The following is a 16,373-nucleotide window of genomic DNA, read 5'->3' as shown; positions in this document are numbered from 1 at the left end:
GCTCGTTCGGGCCCTCCGGCGGGCGCGGGACCCGAGCAACGGTAGCCCGACCCGGCGCCCGGCTGCTGTGCGCGCCGTCACGGCGGGCCCGCGCGCCCCCCTGGGCCCGGTCCGGTCAGTCGTCGAAGCGATCCACCAGAGCCTGCGCCAACTGCCTTGCCCTGTCCTGGGTTTCACCGCTGGGCGGGACCGTTCCGGGGAGCGCGGGCTGGACGTTGTACTCGACGGTGACGATGACATTCGAGGTACGGAACACAATGCGGACGGTGCGCGCCTGGGTGGCGGAGGCGCCGGCCGCGGCGAGCTTGTCCTCGACGAAGGCCTCGTTCCCGAGCCCGTCGAGGAGGCGGGAGCCGAGCTCGGGCGGGGTGGCGGGGGTGCCGCTCGCACTGGCGGCGGGGTCGGGGCTCGTACCCGTACTCGCGCCGGTGCTCGCGGAACCTCCGGGCGCGGGCGCCCCGGACCCGGAGGGCGTCGCACCCGGGCTCGTACCCGTACTCGTACTCGGGCTCGCCGAGGGGCCGGGGGCGGTCAGGTTGACGGCGGTGAGCCGACGGCCGTAGACCTGCCGCGCCTTGTCGTCGTCGCTGGTGGTGGCCCGGTCGTACGAGACCACGCGCTCGAAGTCCACCGACAGCAGCCGGGTCTCGGTCGGCGTCTGCGCGGTCCAGCGGCAGGCGACGCGCCGGTCCGCGTCGTACGAGGCGTCCGCGACCCCGGCGTAGAGGGCTTCGAGGGCCTCGGGCGCGAGGCCCTCGGCGGCCGGGAGCATCGCCTTGATCTTCTTGGCGTCGGCAGCCTTGCAGGGCATGGGAAGACTGCGGTACTTGCCGGGCTGGGCGACCGCACCGGAATTCGTGCCGGCCTTCGAGTCGCTCTTCGTTCCGATTCCGCTGCCGCCGTCGGTGCACGCGGTGAGGCCCGCCGTGAGGACGGTGAGCATCGCGGCACCGGGCAGGACTCCACGCACTCCACGTACCGTCTTGCGCTGCACGTTCCACCGGCTCCCTTCGGGAAAATGCGTTGCCGCGGCTGGGGCGCGGATGGACACAATGTCTATCGCACACGCTGGTGCCGGCGCCGGTCTCATGTCGCATTTGAGGCCATGAGCGAGGCTTTTTGCGTATGGAGACTTTTCTGCGGTTAACGGGGTGTTGAGGCCAAAATGTCGTATGTAGAGGTGCCCGGGGCGAAGGTCCCGATCCGGATGTGGACCGACCCGGCGTCGGTCGAGGACAGCGCGATGCGCCAACTCCAGAACACCGCCGGCCTTCCCTGGATCAAGGGCCTCGCCGTCATGCCGGACGTGCACTACGGCAAGGGCGCGACGGTCGGCTCGGTCATCGCCATGAAGGACGCGGTCTGCCCGGCGGCGGTCGGCGTGGACATCGGCTGCGGCATGTCGGCGGTGAAGACCTCCCTGACCGCGAACGACCTCCCGGGCGACCTGTCGGGCCTGCGCTCGCAGATCGAGAGGGCGATCCCGGTGGGGGCGGGGATGCACCGGGAGGCGGTGGATCCGGGGCGGCTGTACGGGTTCTCGGTGGAGGGGTACGAGGATCTGTGGAAGCGGTTCGACTACATCAGTGATGCGGTCAAATTCAGGCGCGAACGTGCTTCGAAGCAGATCGGAACGCTCGGATCCGGAAACCATTTCATCGAATTCTGTCTCGATGAGTCGGGTTCGGTCTGGCTGATGCTGCACTCCGGCTCCAGGAACATCGGCAACGAGCTGGCGGACTTCCACATCAACGTGGCCCGCGGGCTCTCGCACAACCAGGGCCTGGTCGACCGGGACCTCGCGGTGTTCCTCGCGGCGACCCCGGAGATGCGGGACTACCGCAACGACCTGTTCTGGGCGCAGGAGTACGCGAAGTTCAACCGCGCCGCAATGATGAGCCTGTTCAAGGAAGTAATCCGCAAGGAGTTCCGCAAGGCGAAGGTCTCCTTCGAGCAGGAGATCAGCTGCCACCACAACTACGTGGCGGAGGAGCGGTACGACGGTATGGACCTGCTGGTCACGCGAAAGGGCGCGATCCGCGCCGGCAGCGGTGACTACGGGATCATCCCGGGCTCCATGGGTACGGGTTCGTACATCGTGAAGGGCCTCGGCAACGAGAAGTCCTTCAACTCGGCCTCGCACGGCGCGGGCCGGAAGATGAGCAGGACGGCGGCGAAGAAGCGGTTCTCGGCGCGCGACCTGGCGGAGCAGACCAAGGGCGTGGAGTGCCGCAAGGACTCGGGCGTCGTGGACGAGATCCCGGGCGCCTACAAGTCGATCGAGCAGGTCATCGACCAGCAGACCGACCTGGTGAAGGTCGTCGCGAAGCTGAAGCAGGTCATCTGCGTCAAGGGCTGAGGCCCGGGCGTGGATGTGGGGGAACGGCGGGCCCGGACCGGGGGACGGTCCGGGCCCGCCGTCGTGCGTCAGGCCTCGTCGCCGTCGAGGAGGAGGTCCACCGGGAGTTCCACGTCCACCCCGATGGACGGGGGCAGTGGGATGGAGGTGCCCCGCTTGAAGGTCTGGCGCAGGCGGTACGTTCCGTTGCGGGGGTCGCTGCAGAGGATGGCCTCGTCGTGGTGGCGGTCGGCGATGACGTACACGGGGATGTCGGCCTTCGCGTAGCTGTCGACCTTGACGCCGATGTCGTCCGACCAGTTCGACGAGGTGACCTCGACGACCAGCCGGAAGACGTCCGCCGCATAGCAGGCCTTCTGGACCTTGTGCTGTCTGAAGTCCGCCTCGACGAGGGCGAAGTCGGGGATGGCGTAGTCGTCGGCGCCGGTCGGCAGCCACAGGCCGATGCCCTGGACGTACCGCAGGCCCGCCCCTTTGGCCCCGGCATCGTAGAACCTCTCGATGAGCCAGCTCAGCGACAGTGCGTGCGACCCGTCCGCGGGTGGTGTCACGGTGAGCCTCCCCTGGAGAATCTCCACTCGGTGCCCGGGAAGCTCCTTGGAGAGACGATCGGCGGCTTCCGCGATCGTGGTCTCGTGCTGTGTCACGGCCATGGCTTCCTCCTTCTCGCGGCTCACACTTTCGGAGCGTAGCCGCGCCCATCGACATTTCGCTCGACTTCACCCGTACGGGGATATCCGGCGCGCCGGAGCATCGGAATCCCCAACTCCCCTTGGAGTTGGGGGGTTTCGGGTGGAGGAAGTGGGTGTTGGGGGATTGACGGGGGGAGTTGGTCTAGACCAAGGTGTGCCGCATGTGGAGATCTCGTGCGGTGCTTGCCGCGTTTGCTGCGTTGTCGCTGACCGTGGGTGGGGCTCAGGCCGCTGGGGCGGTGGGGGGCGGGGAGGCTGCTGCTCCGGCTGCTGCTGCCGCCGCTTCGCGGGGGGTTGGGCTGCCGCCCGTCGTGTCGCGGGTGCCCACCTCGGAGAAGGTCGTGTTCATCACGATTGATGACGGGTGGGCGCATGAACCCGCTGTCGCGCAGACGCTGGTCGAGCAGCGGGTGCCCGCTTCGCTGTTCCTGCTGCCGGGGGCCACCTCGTACGACACCCAGTACTTCACCGGGCTCGTCGAGCAGGGGCGGGCGGTGAGCGTGGAGAACCACACCGTCAATCATCCTGATCTGACGGCGCTCGACGCCGCCGGGAAGGATGCCGAGGTGTGCGGGGCCGGGGAGCAGATCGCCGCGACCTTCGGGCGGGAGCCGAAGCTGCTGCGGCCGCCGTACGGGGCCGTCAACGACGACGTGCGGCTGGCCGCCAAGGCGTGCGGGGTCAAGGCGCTGATCACCTGGACGCACGACTTCACGACCTGGGGCGAGACGCCGGCCACGCCGCAGCTGCAGGCCGGGGACATCGTGCTGCTGCACTTCACGCCGACGCTCGGCGCGGACCTGAAGCGGGCCCTGGACGCGGCGAAGGCCGCCGGGCTGAAGCCGGCGGCCCTGATGCCGCACCTGAGGAGTGCCGGGTTGGTGAAGTAGCCCGGTCCGCCTGGGGGTTACAGCTCGCGGTGGAGCTTCGTGTTCGAGGCCTGGGCGCGGGGGCGGACCACCAGGAGGTCGATGTTGACGTGGCTGGGACGGGTCACCGCCCAGGTGATGGTGTCGGCCACGTCGTCGGCGGAGAGGGGCTCGGCCACGCCGGCGTAGACCTTCTCCGCCCGCTCCGTGTCGCCGCGGAAGCGGGTCTTCGCGAACTCCTCGGTCTTGACCAGGCCCGGGGCGATCTCGATGACGCGGACGGGCTGGCCGACGATCTCCAGGCGGAGGGTCTCGGCGAGGACGCGGGCGCCGTTCTTGGCGGCCACGTAGCCGGCGCCGCCCTCGTACGTGGCGTGGCCGGCGGTGGAGGAGAGGACGACCACCGTGCCGTCGCCGGAGGCGGTCAGGGCCGGGAGCAGGGCCTGGGTGACGTTGAGCGTGCCGATGACGTTGACCTCGTACATCGTGCGCCAGTCGGCGGGGTCGCCGGTGGCGACGGGGTCGGCTCCGATGGCGCCGCCGGCGTTGTTGATCAGCACGTCGCAGCGTTCGAGGGAGGCGGCGAGGGCGTCGACGGCGGTGCGGTCGGTGACGTCGAGGGCGTGGGCGGCGGCGGAGTGGCCGGCGGCCGTGATCTCGGCGGCGAGGGCCTCGATGCGGTCCTTGCGGCGGGCGGTGAGGACGACGTGGTAGCCGGCCGCGGCGAGCTGCCGGGCGGTGGCCGCGCCGATGCCGCTGCTCGCGCCGGTGACTACGGCGGTTCGGGTGGCCGTGCTCATGCTGGCTCCTCGTGCGTGTGTCTCGTGCGTGTGTACGGGTCGGTACCGGCCAGCATAGGCGGGTCGCGGCGCAGGTCACCGGGTGAGAGGGCGGGCGGATGCGCGGGCGGGGGAGGGGGCGCGCCCACGTTCGTGTGATGGTCCGACCATCGGACGGGCGGGAGGGCTAGCGTCCGCGCGTGGAGGTGGTCGCGGTGCGCAGAGGTGCCGTACGGAGTGTGGTGATGGCCGGGCTGCTGGTGCTGCTCGGAGGGCTGGGGAGCGGTGTGGGCAGCGCCCGCGCCGGGGGCGGGCCCGAGGCCGAGGCCGATGTGGCCTATCACGGGCGGGTCGCCCTGACCGCGGGCCGGCTGCGGATCCTGCTGGTCCCGGAGAACGAGGGTCCGTCCGCCCTGGCGAACGCGACCGTGCGGCTGCGGCTGTCGGCCGATCTCGCGGACCGGCAGGAGCTGGCGGAGGGCTGCGCGCGGGCCGGGCGGCGCGAGGTGGTGTGCGAGACCGGGGAGCTGCCGCTGCACGGGCGGGGGCGGCACATCGGGCTGGCACTGCAGCTCAAGGAGCCGGTCGCCGAGGTCGTGGTGCGGGTCGACACCTGGTGGAACGGCGGCGCGACCGACCGGAACCACGCCAACAACGATCACGTGGTGCTCGCCCTGGACACGGGGGACACGTACGCGTTCTGAGACGGCGGCATCCGCCTCTACGGGGTGCCGACCCCGCCGAATTCGGCCAGGGCCTCGTCGACGATGCGCTCCAGCCGGGCGTGGTGGGCGCCGCGCCAGTAGACCCGCTCGCAGTCGGCGCACTGGGCGAAGACGTCGTACGTGCGCTGCGTGCCGCTCTCCAGCCGGTCGCCGACGCTGTCCTTGTCGGCCTCGCGCAGGGTGCCGTTGCAGGCGGTGCAGCGGGTCCACGGTGCGAGGACCGGGGCGAACCGGCCCAGGATGTCGCGCACCTGCTCGTCGGGGTTGTCGCTGTAGACGTACGCGCCGGCGAACAGCTCGCGGCGGCGCAGCAGTCCGCGGTCGCGGGAGAGCAGGACGCGCTGCTCGGCGGCGGAGCGGGTGGCCAGGGCCGGGTCGCCGGGGTCCTCGTTCTCGTACGCGGCGTCCACGCCGAGCAGGCGCAGGCGGCGGGCGAGGGTGCCGAGGTGGACGTCGAGGAGGAAGCGCAGCGGGATGGTCCCGGGGACGCCGGGGAGCTGCTGCGGGCGGTCCACGGCGAAGACCTCGACTGATTCGCCGGCCCGGGGCACGTGCGCGAGGGGGGTTTCGGCGCCGTCGACGAGGATGCGGCCGACTTCGGTGAGCGGGATGCCGGCCGACTCGACGACGTGGCCGAGGCTGGAGACGCCGTCGGTCGTGGTCGGCACGCGCGTGCCGCGGCGCGCGGGCGCGGCGAACACGTGCAGTTCGGGGGCGAGGGTGAGCTGAATGCCGGGTCCGTTCACGGGGCCAGCATGCCATCGCGGGGCGGGGCGCGGCGGTGGATTTACGCGGGGCAGCAGGCGGCCCGTCCGCCTCGCGCGGGGCCGCCCGCGCCCGGGCCCGTACCGCCGGAGGCTTACGCGTCCGGGTCCGCTGCCGCCGCGTCGTGCAGTCGGCGGTGGGCGTCGACCTCGTCGAAGTGGTGCTCGGCCCAGTCCTTCACGGAGCCGAGCAGGAGGCCGAGGCTGCTGCCGAGATCGGTGAGCCGGTAGTCGACGCGGACGGGGACGGTGGGCGTGACGGTGCGGGCGACGAGGCCGTCGCGCTCCAGGGAGCGCAGGGTCTGGGTCAGCATCTTCTGGCTGACGCCGGGGATCTTGCGGCCGAGCTCGCTGTAGCGCATGGTCCGGCCCTCGGCCTGGGTGAGCGCGCTGACGATGAGGCTGACCCACTTGTCGCTGATGCGGGCCAGGAGCCGGCTGGTGGGGCATTCCTTGAGGAAGGCGTCGTAGGCGGCGCGGTCCTCTTCGCGGCGGGCCTCGGCGGTACGGGTGGGCATGGTGCCTCACTTCCGGGTAGGTGACGCACTTCGAGGTGCCTACTTACGAATGGATAGTAGCTCTCCCTAGGTTAGTTCTCACCGGGAACGCCGGAACGAACCTGAGGAAGAGGCGATGACGATGAGCAGCACCGGTCTGACGACGATGTGGGCGGCAGTGGCCGAGGGATTCGGCGGCCCCGAGCAGGTGGAGGTCGTACGGGTGCCCGTCCCGGCCCCGGGTGCCGGGCAGGTCCGGGTACGGGTCAGGGCGGCCGGCCTGAACCCGGTCGACGGCGCGGTGCGGGCCGGGGTCTTCGGCGGCGAGGGGCAGCGGCTCGGCTTCGGGTGGGACGTGGCGGGCGAGATAGACGGGCTCGGCGCGGGCGTGAGCGGCCGGGCGATCGGGGACGCGGTGGTCGGTCTGCACTACGGGACGGTCAAGCCGCTCGGTACGCACGCGGAGTACGTGGTGCTCGACGCGTCGGCCCTGGCGCCGGCCCCGGTCGCGGTGGATCCGGTGACGGCCGCCGCGCTGCCGCTGAGCGGCCTGACCGCAGCCCGGTCGGTGGACCTGCTGGAGCTGGCTCCGGGGGCTTCGGTCCTGGTCACCGGCGCCGCGGGGATGGTCGGCGGGCTCGCGGTCCAGCTGGCGGCGCGGGCCGGCTACGTGGTGACGGCCCTGGCGGGCGCCGGGGACGAGGAGCTCGTACGGTCGCTGGGCGCGGCCCACTTCGTCCCGCGCGGCTCCGCCCCGGCCGGGCCCGTGGACGGGGTCGTGGACACGGCGGTCCTCGGCGGGCCGGCGCTGGCCCTCGTCCGCGACGGCGGTGCCTACGTCGGCCTGATCCCCGGCGCGGCCCCGGCGGCGGAGCGTGGCGTGCGGGTGGTGGAGCAGGAGGTCGCGGCGGACGGCGCCCACCTGGCCCGGCTGGTGGCGCTGGTCGACGCGGGGGAGCTGACGCTCAGGGTGGCGCGGACCTTCCCGCTGGCGGAGGCCCCCAAGGCCCACGCCCACCTCGCGGACCCGGGCACGCGCGGCCGCATCGTCCTGACGGCCTGAGCAGCCGGGCGGCCTGAGGAACCGGGCGGCCTGAGCCGCCGCCCCGTGTCCCGGGGGCTACGGCCAGACCAGGCAGTACGGCTGGTGCCCCGCCTCGTGGAGGCGGTGGCTGAAGTCCTGCCATTCGTGGAGGAGCTGGTAGACGTTGAAGGCGTCGCGGGGGCCGCCGCGGTCGGGGACCGTGGACCAGATGAAGGCGGCGGCGCCGACCGATTCCTCGCCGATGCCGCGCAGCGGGTCGACGACCGTCATCGGGAGCTTCACGACGGCGTAGTCGGGGTGGAGGACGACCAGTTCCAGCGGGGGCACCTTGTGCAGGGGTATGCCCTCGATGCCGGTCAGGACCATCGCGGCGACCGTTTCTGGCTTGATCTTGGTGAACAGGCCGCCCATGCCGAGCTCGTCGCCGCCCAGCTCCTCCGGCCGCATCGTCACCGGGACGCGCGCGGCGGTGGCCCCGTCGGGGGCGCCGAAGTACTTGTACGTCACGCCCATGCCGCGCCCTCTGGGGAGGCCGTCGGGGTCCTGCGCGGGGCCCGGTACGTGTTCCGCCGCGTCCGTGGCGCGCCGGCGGTGCTTGCCGCGGCGACGTTCGCGGGCGCGCTGCGGGTCGAGGTCGTCCGTGCCCTCGCCCGGTCCACCACCGCGTTGCATATCTCCACCCGACTGGTCTTGCCTGCCCCGGCCCCGCGGCCCCCGCCACGCAGCCTGATCATCATGGCAGTGACCTCCCCCGGGGCGGCGCGGTGAAACGCCCGTCCGCAAGTCAGTCGCGGCCTCTGAGACCATGGCTGGTGTGAGCTACCCGTACCCGTATGAAGCCAAAGTCTCGCAGACTCTCTTTGACCGCGCGTCCCTCGTGACGCCTGGCGGCGTGAACTCCCCCGTGCGCGCCTTCCGCGCCGTGGGCGGAACGCCCAGGTTCATGGTGTCCGGTACCGGTCCGTACCTGACCGATGCCGACGGGCGCGAGTACGTCGACCTGGTCTGCTCGTGGGGGCCGATGATTCTCGGCCACGCCCACCCGGCCGTGGTGGAGGCCATCCAGGCCGCCGTCGCCCGCGGCACCTCCTTCGGTACCCCCGGTGAGGGGGAGGTCGCGCTCGCCGAGGAGATCGTCGCGCGGATCGAGCCCGTGGAGCAGGTCCGCCTGGTGTCCTCGGGCACCGAGGCGACCATGTCCGCGATCCGCCTCGCCCGCGGGTTCACCGGCCGCGCCAAGATCGTGAAGTTCGCCGGCTGCTACCACGGCCACGTGGACTCGCTGCTGGCCGCCGCCGGCTCCGGTCTCGCGACCTTCGCGCTGCCGGACACCCCCGGGGTGACCGGCGCGCAGGCCGGGGACACGATCGTGCTCCCCTACAACGACCTCGAGGCGGTACGGGCGGCGTTCGCCGCGCACCCCGGCGAGATCGCCTGCGTGATCACCGAGGCCGCGCCCGGCAACATGGGCGTCGTGCCCCCGGGGGAGGGCTTCAACCAGGGGCTCGCCGACCTGTGCCGGGCGAACGGCGCCCTGTACATCTCCGACGAGGTCATGACGGGTTTCCGTACCTCGCGCGCCGGCTGGTACGGCGTGGACGGGGTCAAGCCCGACCTGATGACCTTCGGCAAGGTCATGGGCGGCGGCTTCCCGGCGGCGGCGTTCGGCGGCCGGGCGGACGTCATGGGCCACCTGGCGCCCGCGGGTCCCGTCTACCAGGCGGGCACGCTCTCCGGTAACCCGATCGCGACGGCCGCCGGTCTGGCGCAGCTGCGGCTGCTGGACGGGGCGGCGTACGAGAAGGTCGACGCGGTGTCGCGCGAGATCCAGGGGCTGGTGACCGAGGCGCTCACCAAGGAGGGCGTGGCGCACCGGCTGCAGACCGCCTCCAACATGTTCTCGGTGTTCTTCACCGAGGACGAGGTGCGCAACTACGACGACGCGAAGAAGCAGGAGGCCTTCCGCTTCAACGGCTTCTTCCACTCGATGCTGGCGCAGGGCGTCTACCTGCCGCCCTCGGCGTTCGAGTCGTGGTTCGTGTCCACCTCGCACGACGAGAAGGCGATCGAGCGCATCGCGGCCGCCCTGCCGGCCGCCGCCCGGGCCGCCGCGGAGGCCACCGCATGAGCGCCGTGGCCGGTGGCAAGGAGATCACCGTCGTCCACGTGGTCCGCCACGGCGAGGTGCACAACCCGGACGGGGTCCTCTACGGGCGCCGCGACGGTTACCACCTCTCCGAGCTGGGCCGGAAGATGGCGGACCGGGTCGCGGAGCACCTGGACAACCGGGACGTGACGTACGTCGTGGCCTCCCCGCTGGAGCGGGCCCAGGAGACGGCGGCGCCGATCGCCAAGTCGCACGGTCTGGAGCTGGCGACCGACGGCCGCCTGATCGAGGCGGGCAACGTCTTCGAGGGCAAGACCTTCGGGGTCGGTGACGGCGCGCTGCGCAGGCCGGAGAACTGGAAGCACCTGACGAACCCGTTCAAGCCGTCCTGGGGCGAGCCGTACGTCGAGCAGGTCGTGCGGATGATGAGCGCGATCGAGACCGCGCGGGACGCGGCCCGCGGGCACGAGGCGGTGGCGGTCAGCCACCAGCTGCCGATCTGGATCGTGCGGAGCTTCGCGGAGAAGCGGCGGCTGTGGCACGACCCGCGCCGCCGCCAGTGCACGCTGGCCTCGCTGACCTCGTTCACGTACCAGGGCGACGCGCTGGTGTCGGTGGGCTACAGCGAGCCGGCCCGGGACCTGGTCCCCGCGCACCTCCTCGCAGGGGCGAAGCCGGTGAAGGGCAAGTCGAAGGCCTTCGGCGCGTAAGCCCGGGCCGGGCGGGGCGGGAGGGGGCGGAGTCCCCTACCCGCCCTTCGTCCGTTCCCCGGGGCTCCGCCCCGGACCCCGCGCCTCAAGCGCCGGCGGGGCTATCGATAGCCCCGCCGGCGTGTCGCTGCGCAGGTGCGTAGAAATGTCCGTTTGTATGACATTTCATGAGCGATATGCGCGGTTTCAGCCGAAGAGGAGTGCTCGGACTCGGACTTGGGGCCGCCGCCGCGGCCGGCATGGCCGGCTGCAGTGTCGGCGGGCCGTCCGACGCGGGGAACTCCGGGCCGGTCAACCCGTCGGGCGGGGCCCCGCAGCCCGACGCGCCGGGCGCCCCGGCGGTCAAGTCCATCGGTGACGGATCCACCGCCGACACCGGGCCGCAGCCGCACCAGCCGGCCGCCCCCGTACCCCTCCAGCCGGGTGAGACTCCGCCGCAGTTCGTGGTGTTCAGCTGGGACGGCGCGGGGGAGATCGGCAACGGCCTCTTCCCCCGCTTCCTCAAGCTGGCCAAGGACCACGGCGCGGCGATGACCTTCTTCCTCTCCGGGATCTACCTCCTGCCCGAGTCGAAGAAGGGCCTCTACCGGCCGCCGAAGAACCCCGTCGGCGCCTCCGACATCGGGTACCTCAAGGACGAGAACGTCCGCAGCACCCTCAAGTACGTGCGCGAGGCCTGGCTCGACGGCCACGAGATAGGCACCCACTTCAACGGGCACTTCTGCGGCGGCTCCGGCTCGGTCGGCAAGTGGACCCCCGAGGACTGGCAGAGCGAGATCGACCAGGCCGTGTCCTTCGTCACCAACTGGCGCACCAACACCGGCTGGACCGACCTCGAACCGCTGCCCTTCGACTACCGCAAGGAGCTGGTCGGCGCCCGCACCCCCTGCCTGCTCGGCCAGGACAACCTGCTGCCGACCGCCCAGAAGCTGGGCTGGCGCTACGACTCCAGCTCGCCCGGCGGCCTCCAGCAGTGGCCGGTCAAGCGCGGCGGCCTGTGGGACCTGCCGCTGCAGTCGCTGCCGTTCCCCGGGCACTCCTTCGAGGTGCTGTCGATGGACTACAACATCCTCGCGAACCAGTCCAAGAACACCACCAGGGGAGTCCCCTCCAACTACCCGGCCTGGCGCACCCAGGCCACCGCCGCCTACCTGGGCGGCTTCAAGCGGGCCTACGAGACCAACCGCGCGCCCCTGTTCATCGGCAACCACTTCGAGGAATGGAACGGCGGCATCTACATGGACGCCGTCGAGGAGTCCCTCAAGGGCATGGCGGACAAAAAGGACGTACGCCTCGTATCCTTCCGGCAGTTCACCGACTGGCTGGACGTCCAGGACCCCAAGGTGCTGGCCAAGCTCCGCACGCTCGGCCCCGGTCAGGCGCCGTCCGGTGGCTGGGGCACGTACCTCGCGACGGTCTGACCCGCCGCCGGTCAGCACCTGACCAGCGGATTGGCAGACCCCCGGGGGGTGCGGAAGATCCGCAAACCGCACATGCGAAACTTTTCACATGAGCCTTAGCCGCGCCCCCCGCCGCAGCCGCTCGACCAGCGGCCGCGCCCTCCTGCTGACCGCGGTGACCCTCGCCGGCGCCCTCACCCTCACGGCGTGCGGCGACGAGGACGGCGGCAGCAAATCCTCCGGTTCCGCCGGCGGCAACTACGTGACGGGCACCAGCGGCATCTCCACCGTCGCCAAGGCCGACCGCGTCGACGCCCCCAAGCTCGACGGGGAGACGGTGGACGGCAGCACGCTGGACACCACCACCCTCAAGGGCAAGGTCGTCGTCCTCAACGTCTGGGGCTCCTGGTGCCCGCCGTGCCGGGCCGAGGCCCCTTCCTTCGCGAAGGTCGCCAAGGAAATGGAGGTGGCCGGGCAGCCGGTCGCCTTCGTCGGCATCAACACCCGCGACAACACCAAGCAGAACGCGGCCTCCTTCGAAGAGACCTACGGGATCACCTACCCGAGCCTCTTCGACCCGGACGGCAAGCTGATGCTCCGGTTCCCCAAGGGCACGCTCAACCCGAACGCCATCCCCTCCACGATCGTCCTCGACAAGGACGGCAAGATCGCCTCCCGCACCCTGGCGGCGCTCAGCGAGGCGAAGCTGCGCTCGATGATCGACCCGCTCCTCCTGGAGAAGTGACCTCGTGGTCACCGCACTCTCCGGGCTCTCCGGCCTCCCCGATGCCGTACTGGCCGCCGAAACCGGCGTGAACGAGACCGTCCTCAACGGCGGCCTGCTCATCGCCCTGCCGATCGCCCTGCTCGCCGGGCTGGTCTCCTTCTTCTCGCCCTGCGTCCTGCCCCTCGTCCCCGGCTACCTGTCCTACGTGACCGGCGTCGGCGGAGCCGACCTCGCCGAGGCCCGGCGCGGCCGGATGCTCGGCGGGGCGACCCTCTTCGTCCTCGGCTTCACCGCCGTGTTCACCTCGACCGGGGCCCTCTTCGGCTTCTTCGGGCGGACCCTGGAAGCCAACAAGGACGTCATCTCCCAGGTGCTCGGCGGGCTGGTGATCCTGCTCGGCCTGTTCTTCATGGGCGCGATCCCCGGCCTGACGATGCGGGAGTTCCGCTTCCACAAGAAGCCGGCGGTCGGCCTGGTCGGCGCGCCCGTGCTCGGCGTGCTCTTCGGCCTCGGCTGGACCCCCTGCATGGGCCCGACCCTCGCCGCCGTCGGCACCCTCTCCATCGAACAGGCGACCGCCGCCCGCGGCGCGCTGCTCACCGTGGTCTTCTGTCTGGGGCTGGGGGTGCCGTTCATCGTCACCGCCCTCGCCTTCCGCAAGGCGCTCGGCGCCTTCGGATGGGTGAAGAAGCACTACGCGTGGGTGATGCGGATCGGCGGCGGCATGCTGATCCTGACCGGTCTGCTGCTCGTCACAGGAATGTGGAGCAGCATCGTCAGCGACATGCAGAGCTGGACCAACGGCTTCACGGTGGGGATCTGAGGACTACACGGACATGAGTACGACCGACAAGGCGTCCACCGAGGCGCCGCACGATGCCCCCGATACGGAGGCCTCGGCCGAAGCCTCCGCCGAGGCGGCCGCCGGCGCGCAGCTGTCCACCGCCCCCCTGGAGGACGCCCCGGGCGGCCCTGTCGGCATCGGGGTGCTCGGCTGGGCCCGCTGGTTCTGGCGGCAGCTCACCTCCATGCGGGTGGCGCTGATCCTGCTCTTCATGCTGTCCCTGGCCTCCATCCCGGGCTCGCTGATCCCGCAGAACCAGGTCGACCTGATGAAGGTCGCCGCCTGGAAGAAGGAGCACGCCTCCTGGGTGGGCGTCGCGGAGAAGCTCCAGCTCTTCGACGTCTACAGCTCGGTGTGGTTCTCCGCGATCTACCTGCTGCTGTTCATCTCGCTGATCGGCTGCATCCTGCCGCGCTCCTGGCAGTTCGTCGGCCAGCTCACCGGCCGCCCGCCGGCCGCGCCCAAGCGGCTCGACCGGATGCCCGCGTACACGACCTGGCGCACGGACAGCTCCCCGGACGAGGTGCTCTCCGCCGCGCGCGGCCTGCTCGGCCGCCGCCGTTTCCGTACGGACACGGGTACGGGATCGGTCTCGGCGGAGAAGGGCTACCTCCGCGAGGCCGGGAACCTGATCTTCCACGTGGCGCTGATCGTCATGCTGATCGCCTTCGCCTGGGGCCAGTACTTCAAGTCCGAGGGCGGCAAGCTCGTCCTGCGCGGCAAGGGCTTCTCGAACACGCTCACCCAGTACGACGACTTCAAGTCGGGCGGGCTCTTCGACTCCGACGACCTGCCGCCCTTCTCCTTCACCCTGGACAAGTTCGACGCGACCTTCGAGCGCACGGGCCCGCAGCGGGGCACCCCGCGCGACTTCAAGGCGTACGTCACCTTCAGCGACGGCGCGCACGGCGCCCCGCAGAAGCGCGAGATCCAGGTCAACAAGCCGCTGGAGGTGGACGGCTCCAAGGTCTACCTGCTCGGCCACGGCTACGCGCCGGTCATCTCGGTGACCGACTCCACGGGCAAGGTGGTCTACAAGGACGCCGTGCCGATGCTGCCGCAGGACGCCAACCTCACCTCCACCGGCGCGATCAAGGTCACCGACGGCTTCAAGGACAAGGACGGGAAGGCGACGCAGCTCGGCTTCGCCGCGATGTTCGTGCCGAGCTTCGCGGGCGAGGGCGAGGGCACGATGTTCTCGCAGTTCCCCGAGCTGGATGAGCCGAGGCTCGCGCTGAACGCCTGGCACGGCAGCCTCGGGGTGGACTCGGGCCTGCCGCAGAACGTGTACCAGCTGAACACCTCCAAGATGGAGCAGTTCAAGGACGAGAGCGGCAACCCCTTCGCGAAGCGGATGGCGGTCGGCGACACCATGGAGCTGCCCGGCGGCCAGGGCACCGTGAAGTTCGAGGGCATCGAGCGCTGGGCGACCTTCTCGATCACCCACCAGCCCGGCGCCGGTCTCGCGCTCGCGGGCGCCATCGCCGCCATCGCGGGACTCGCCGGCTCGCTCTTCATCCAGCGCCGCCGGATCTGGGTCCGCGCGGTCCGCGGCAAGGACGGCACGACCGTCGTGGAGATGGCGGGCCTCGGCCGCAGTGAGTCCGCCAAGCTCCCGGAGGAGCTGGCGGTCCTGGCCGGCGCGCTCCACGAGCGGGCTCCGGGCGCGGCGCCCGGAGCCGATCCCGATACCGAAACCGAACCTGCCGAAGAAGAAGCCGAAGGGGAGCGCGCGTGATGCAGCTCGCGGTCGCAGCCAACGAGAGTCTGGCTCAGCTCAGCAACAACCTGATCTACGCCTCCATGGCGGTCTACACCCTCGCCTTCTTCGCCCACATCGCCGAGTGGGTCTTCGGCAGCCGCAGCAAGGTGGCCCGTACGGCCGCCGCGCTCACCCCCGCCAAGGCCGGGGCCAAGGCCGCGGCCCCCGCCGTCCAGGTGCGGAGCAAGGGCAGCACCGCCGTGCTCGACAAGCCCCAGGTGGTCACGCGCGGCGCGGCCGGCAGCCGTGACGTCCCGGACGGCCCCGGCGCGGCCGGCGGCACCGTCCAGGGCGACCTGTACGGGCGCATCGCGGTCTCGCTGACCACCCTCGGGTTCCTCCTCGCCGTGGGCGGGGTCGTCGCCCGCGCGATGTCGGTGGAGCGGGCGCCCTGGGGCAACATGTACGAGTTCTCGATCACCTTCTCCACGGTGGCCGTCGGCACGTACCTGCTGCTGCTCGCCCTGAAGAAGAACGTCCGCTGGCTCGGCCTGTTCCTGGTCACCACGGTCCTGCTCGACCTGGGCATCGCCACCACGGTGCTCTACACCGAGAGCGACCAGCTGGTCCCCGCCCTGAAGTCGTACTGGCTCGTGATCCACGTCTCCACCGCGATCATCTGCGGCGCGGTCTTCTACATCGGCGCGGCCGGTGCGGTCATGTACCTCTTCCGCGACTCCTACGAGGCCAAGCTCGTGCGGGGCGGCAAGCCGGGCAAGTTCGCCACCTCGGTGATGGAGCGCTTCCCGTCGGCGGCCTCGCTCGACAAGTTCTCGTACCGCATCAACGCGGCCGTCTTCCCGCTGTGGACCTTCACGATCATCGCGGGCGCGATCTGGGCCGGCGACGCGTGGGGCCGCTACTGGGGCTGGGACCCCAAGGAGGTCTGGTCCTTCGTGACCTGGGTGGCGTACGCCGCCTACCTGCACGCGCGGGCCACGGCCGGCTGGAAGGGCCGCAAGGCCGCGTACCTCGCGCTCTTCGCGTTCGCCTGCTGGATCTGGAACTACTACGGCGTGAACATCCTGCTGAGCGGCAAGCACTCGTACGCGGGCGTCTGAGCCGGAGATCCGGGCGGAGGGGCCGGGCAGCC

General features: G+C 71.2%; 17 protein-coding genes. 11 read left to right on the top strand and 6 right to left on the bottom strand.

Annotated features, from left to right (window positions below; genetic code table 11):
* Positions 1–115 precede the first annotated feature (115 nt).
* On the bottom strand, positions 116–994 hold the full coding sequence (locus tag NLX94_RS34960; RefSeq protein ID WP_254387308.1) for a DUF3558 domain-containing protein: 879 nt from the start codon (positions 992–994) through the stop codon (positions 116–118).
* A 171-nt stretch (positions 995–1,165) separates the two neighbouring features.
* Here NLX94_RS34960 and NLX94_RS34955 point away from each other — a divergent pair, with 171 nt between their 5' ends.
* Positions 1,166–2,359, top strand: coding sequence for an RtcB family protein (locus NLX94_RS34955; protein ID WP_254387307.1), 1,194 nt, complete (start codon positions 1,166–1,168; stop codon positions 2,357–2,359).
* 68 nt (positions 2,360–2,427) lie between these two features.
* Here NLX94_RS34955 and NLX94_RS34950 read toward each other — a convergent pair whose 3' ends face one another.
* Entirely contained in the window at positions 2,428–3,012 is a 585-nt protein-coding gene (locus NLX94_RS34950; protein ID WP_254387306.1) for a Uma2 family endonuclease, read from the bottom strand.
* Between the two features lie 380 nt (positions 3,013–3,392).
* Between NLX94_RS34950 and NLX94_RS34945 the strand changes: the two genes are divergently transcribed.
* Positions 3,393–3,941: a polysaccharide deacetylase family protein gene (locus tag NLX94_RS34945; protein ID WP_254387305.1), complete on the top strand. Its 549-nt coding sequence runs from the start codon at positions 3,393–3,395 to the stop codon at positions 3,939–3,941.
* 17 nt (positions 3,942–3,958) lie between these two features.
* Here NLX94_RS34945 and NLX94_RS34940 read toward each other — a convergent pair whose 3' ends face one another.
* Positions 3,959–4,720: an SDR family NAD(P)-dependent oxidoreductase gene (locus NLX94_RS34940; RefSeq protein WP_254387304.1), complete on the bottom strand. Its 762-nt coding sequence runs from the start codon at positions 4,718–4,720 to the stop codon at positions 3,959–3,961.
* Positions 4,721–4,899: 179 nt separating this feature from the next.
* Here NLX94_RS34940 and NLX94_RS34935 point away from each other — a divergent pair, with 179 nt between their 5' ends.
* The gene (locus NLX94_RS34935; RefSeq protein ID WP_254387303.1) at positions 4,900–5,403 is read left to right on the top strand and encodes a hypothetical protein; all 504 of its coding nucleotides are present in this window, start codon (positions 4,900–4,902) and stop codon (positions 5,401–5,403) included.
* Between the two features lie 17 nt (positions 5,404–5,420).
* On the opposite strand, the gene NLX94_RS34930 is transcribed toward NLX94_RS34935, so the two are convergent.
* Positions 5,421–6,170, bottom strand: a complete 750-nt coding sequence (locus NLX94_RS34930) for a Mut7-C ubiquitin/RNAse domain-containing protein (RefSeq protein WP_254387302.1) — start codon at positions 6,168–6,170, stop codon at positions 5,421–5,423.
* 113 nt (positions 6,171–6,283) lie between these two features.
* Complete coding sequence (locus tag NLX94_RS34925) at positions 6,284–6,706, bottom strand: helix-turn-helix domain-containing protein (RefSeq protein ID WP_254387301.1); 423 nt, start codon at positions 6,704–6,706, stop codon at positions 6,284–6,286.
* A 145-nt stretch (positions 6,707–6,851) separates the two neighbouring features.
* Here NLX94_RS34925 and NLX94_RS34920 point away from each other — a divergent pair, with 145 nt between their 5' ends.
* The gene (locus NLX94_RS34920; RefSeq protein WP_254387346.1) at positions 6,852–7,748 is read left to right on the top strand and encodes an NADP-dependent oxidoreductase; all 897 of its coding nucleotides are present in this window, start codon (positions 6,852–6,854) and stop codon (positions 7,746–7,748) included.
* A gap of 57 nt (positions 7,749–7,805) precedes the next feature.
* Here NLX94_RS34920 and NLX94_RS34915 read toward each other — a convergent pair whose 3' ends face one another.
* Entirely contained in the window at positions 7,806–8,243 is a 438-nt protein-coding gene (locus tag NLX94_RS34915; protein WP_030161262.1) for a hypothetical protein, read from the bottom strand.
* Positions 8,244–8,535: 292 nt separating this feature from the next.
* Between NLX94_RS34915 and hemL the strand changes: the two genes are divergently transcribed.
* From hemL to ccsB, 7 genes are all read left to right on the top strand, one after another.
* Positions 8,536–9,858 carry a glutamate-1-semialdehyde 2,1-aminomutase gene (gene hemL / locus NLX94_RS34910; RefSeq protein ID WP_254387300.1) on the top strand — a complete coding sequence of 441 codons (1,323 nt, stop codon included), beginning with the start codon at positions 8,536–8,538 and terminating at the stop codon, positions 9,856–9,858.
* Complete coding sequence (locus tag NLX94_RS34905; RefSeq protein WP_254387299.1) at positions 9,855–10,547, top strand: histidine phosphatase family protein; 693 nt, start codon at positions 9,855–9,857, stop codon at positions 10,545–10,547. Before hemL ends, NLX94_RS34905 begins: the two co-directional genes overlap by 4 nt.
* A gap of 176 nt (positions 10,548–10,723) precedes the next feature.
* Positions 10,724–11,968, top strand: a complete 1,245-nt coding sequence (locus NLX94_RS34900) for a hypothetical protein (protein WP_254387345.1) — start codon at positions 10,724–10,726, stop codon at positions 11,966–11,968.
* An 88-nt stretch (positions 11,969–12,056) separates the two neighbouring features.
* Positions 12,057–12,692, top strand: coding sequence for a TlpA disulfide reductase family protein (locus NLX94_RS34895; protein WP_254387298.1), 636 nt, complete (start codon positions 12,057–12,059; stop codon positions 12,690–12,692).
* A gap of 4 nt (positions 12,693–12,696) precedes the next feature.
* Entirely contained in the window at positions 12,697–13,497 is an 801-nt protein-coding gene (locus tag NLX94_RS34890; RefSeq protein WP_254387297.1) for a cytochrome c biogenesis protein CcdA, read from the top strand.
* Positions 13,498–13,510: 13 nt separating this feature from the next.
* A complete protein-coding gene (locus NLX94_RS34885; protein ID WP_254387296.1) occupies positions 13,511–15,256 on the top strand; it encodes a cytochrome c biogenesis protein ResB in 1,746 nt (581 codons plus the stop codon).
* Positions 15,256–16,341 carry a c-type cytochrome biogenesis protein CcsB gene (gene ccsB, locus NLX94_RS34880; protein WP_254387344.1) on the top strand — a complete coding sequence of 362 codons (1,086 nt, stop codon included), beginning with the start codon at positions 15,256–15,258 and terminating at the stop codon, positions 16,339–16,341. The genes NLX94_RS34885 and ccsB overlap by 1 nt, the downstream gene beginning before the upstream one ends.
* Positions 16,342–16,373 lie beyond the last annotated feature (32 nt).

The sequence above is a fragment of the Streptomyces sp. TBY4 genome (assembly GCF_024213195.1).
Classification (GTDB): Bacteria; Actinomycetota; Actinomycetes; order Streptomycetales; family Streptomycetaceae; genus Streptomyces.
The sequence above is the reverse complement of the archived record's forward strand: the minus strand, read 5'-3'. Positions and strand labels throughout refer to the sequence as shown.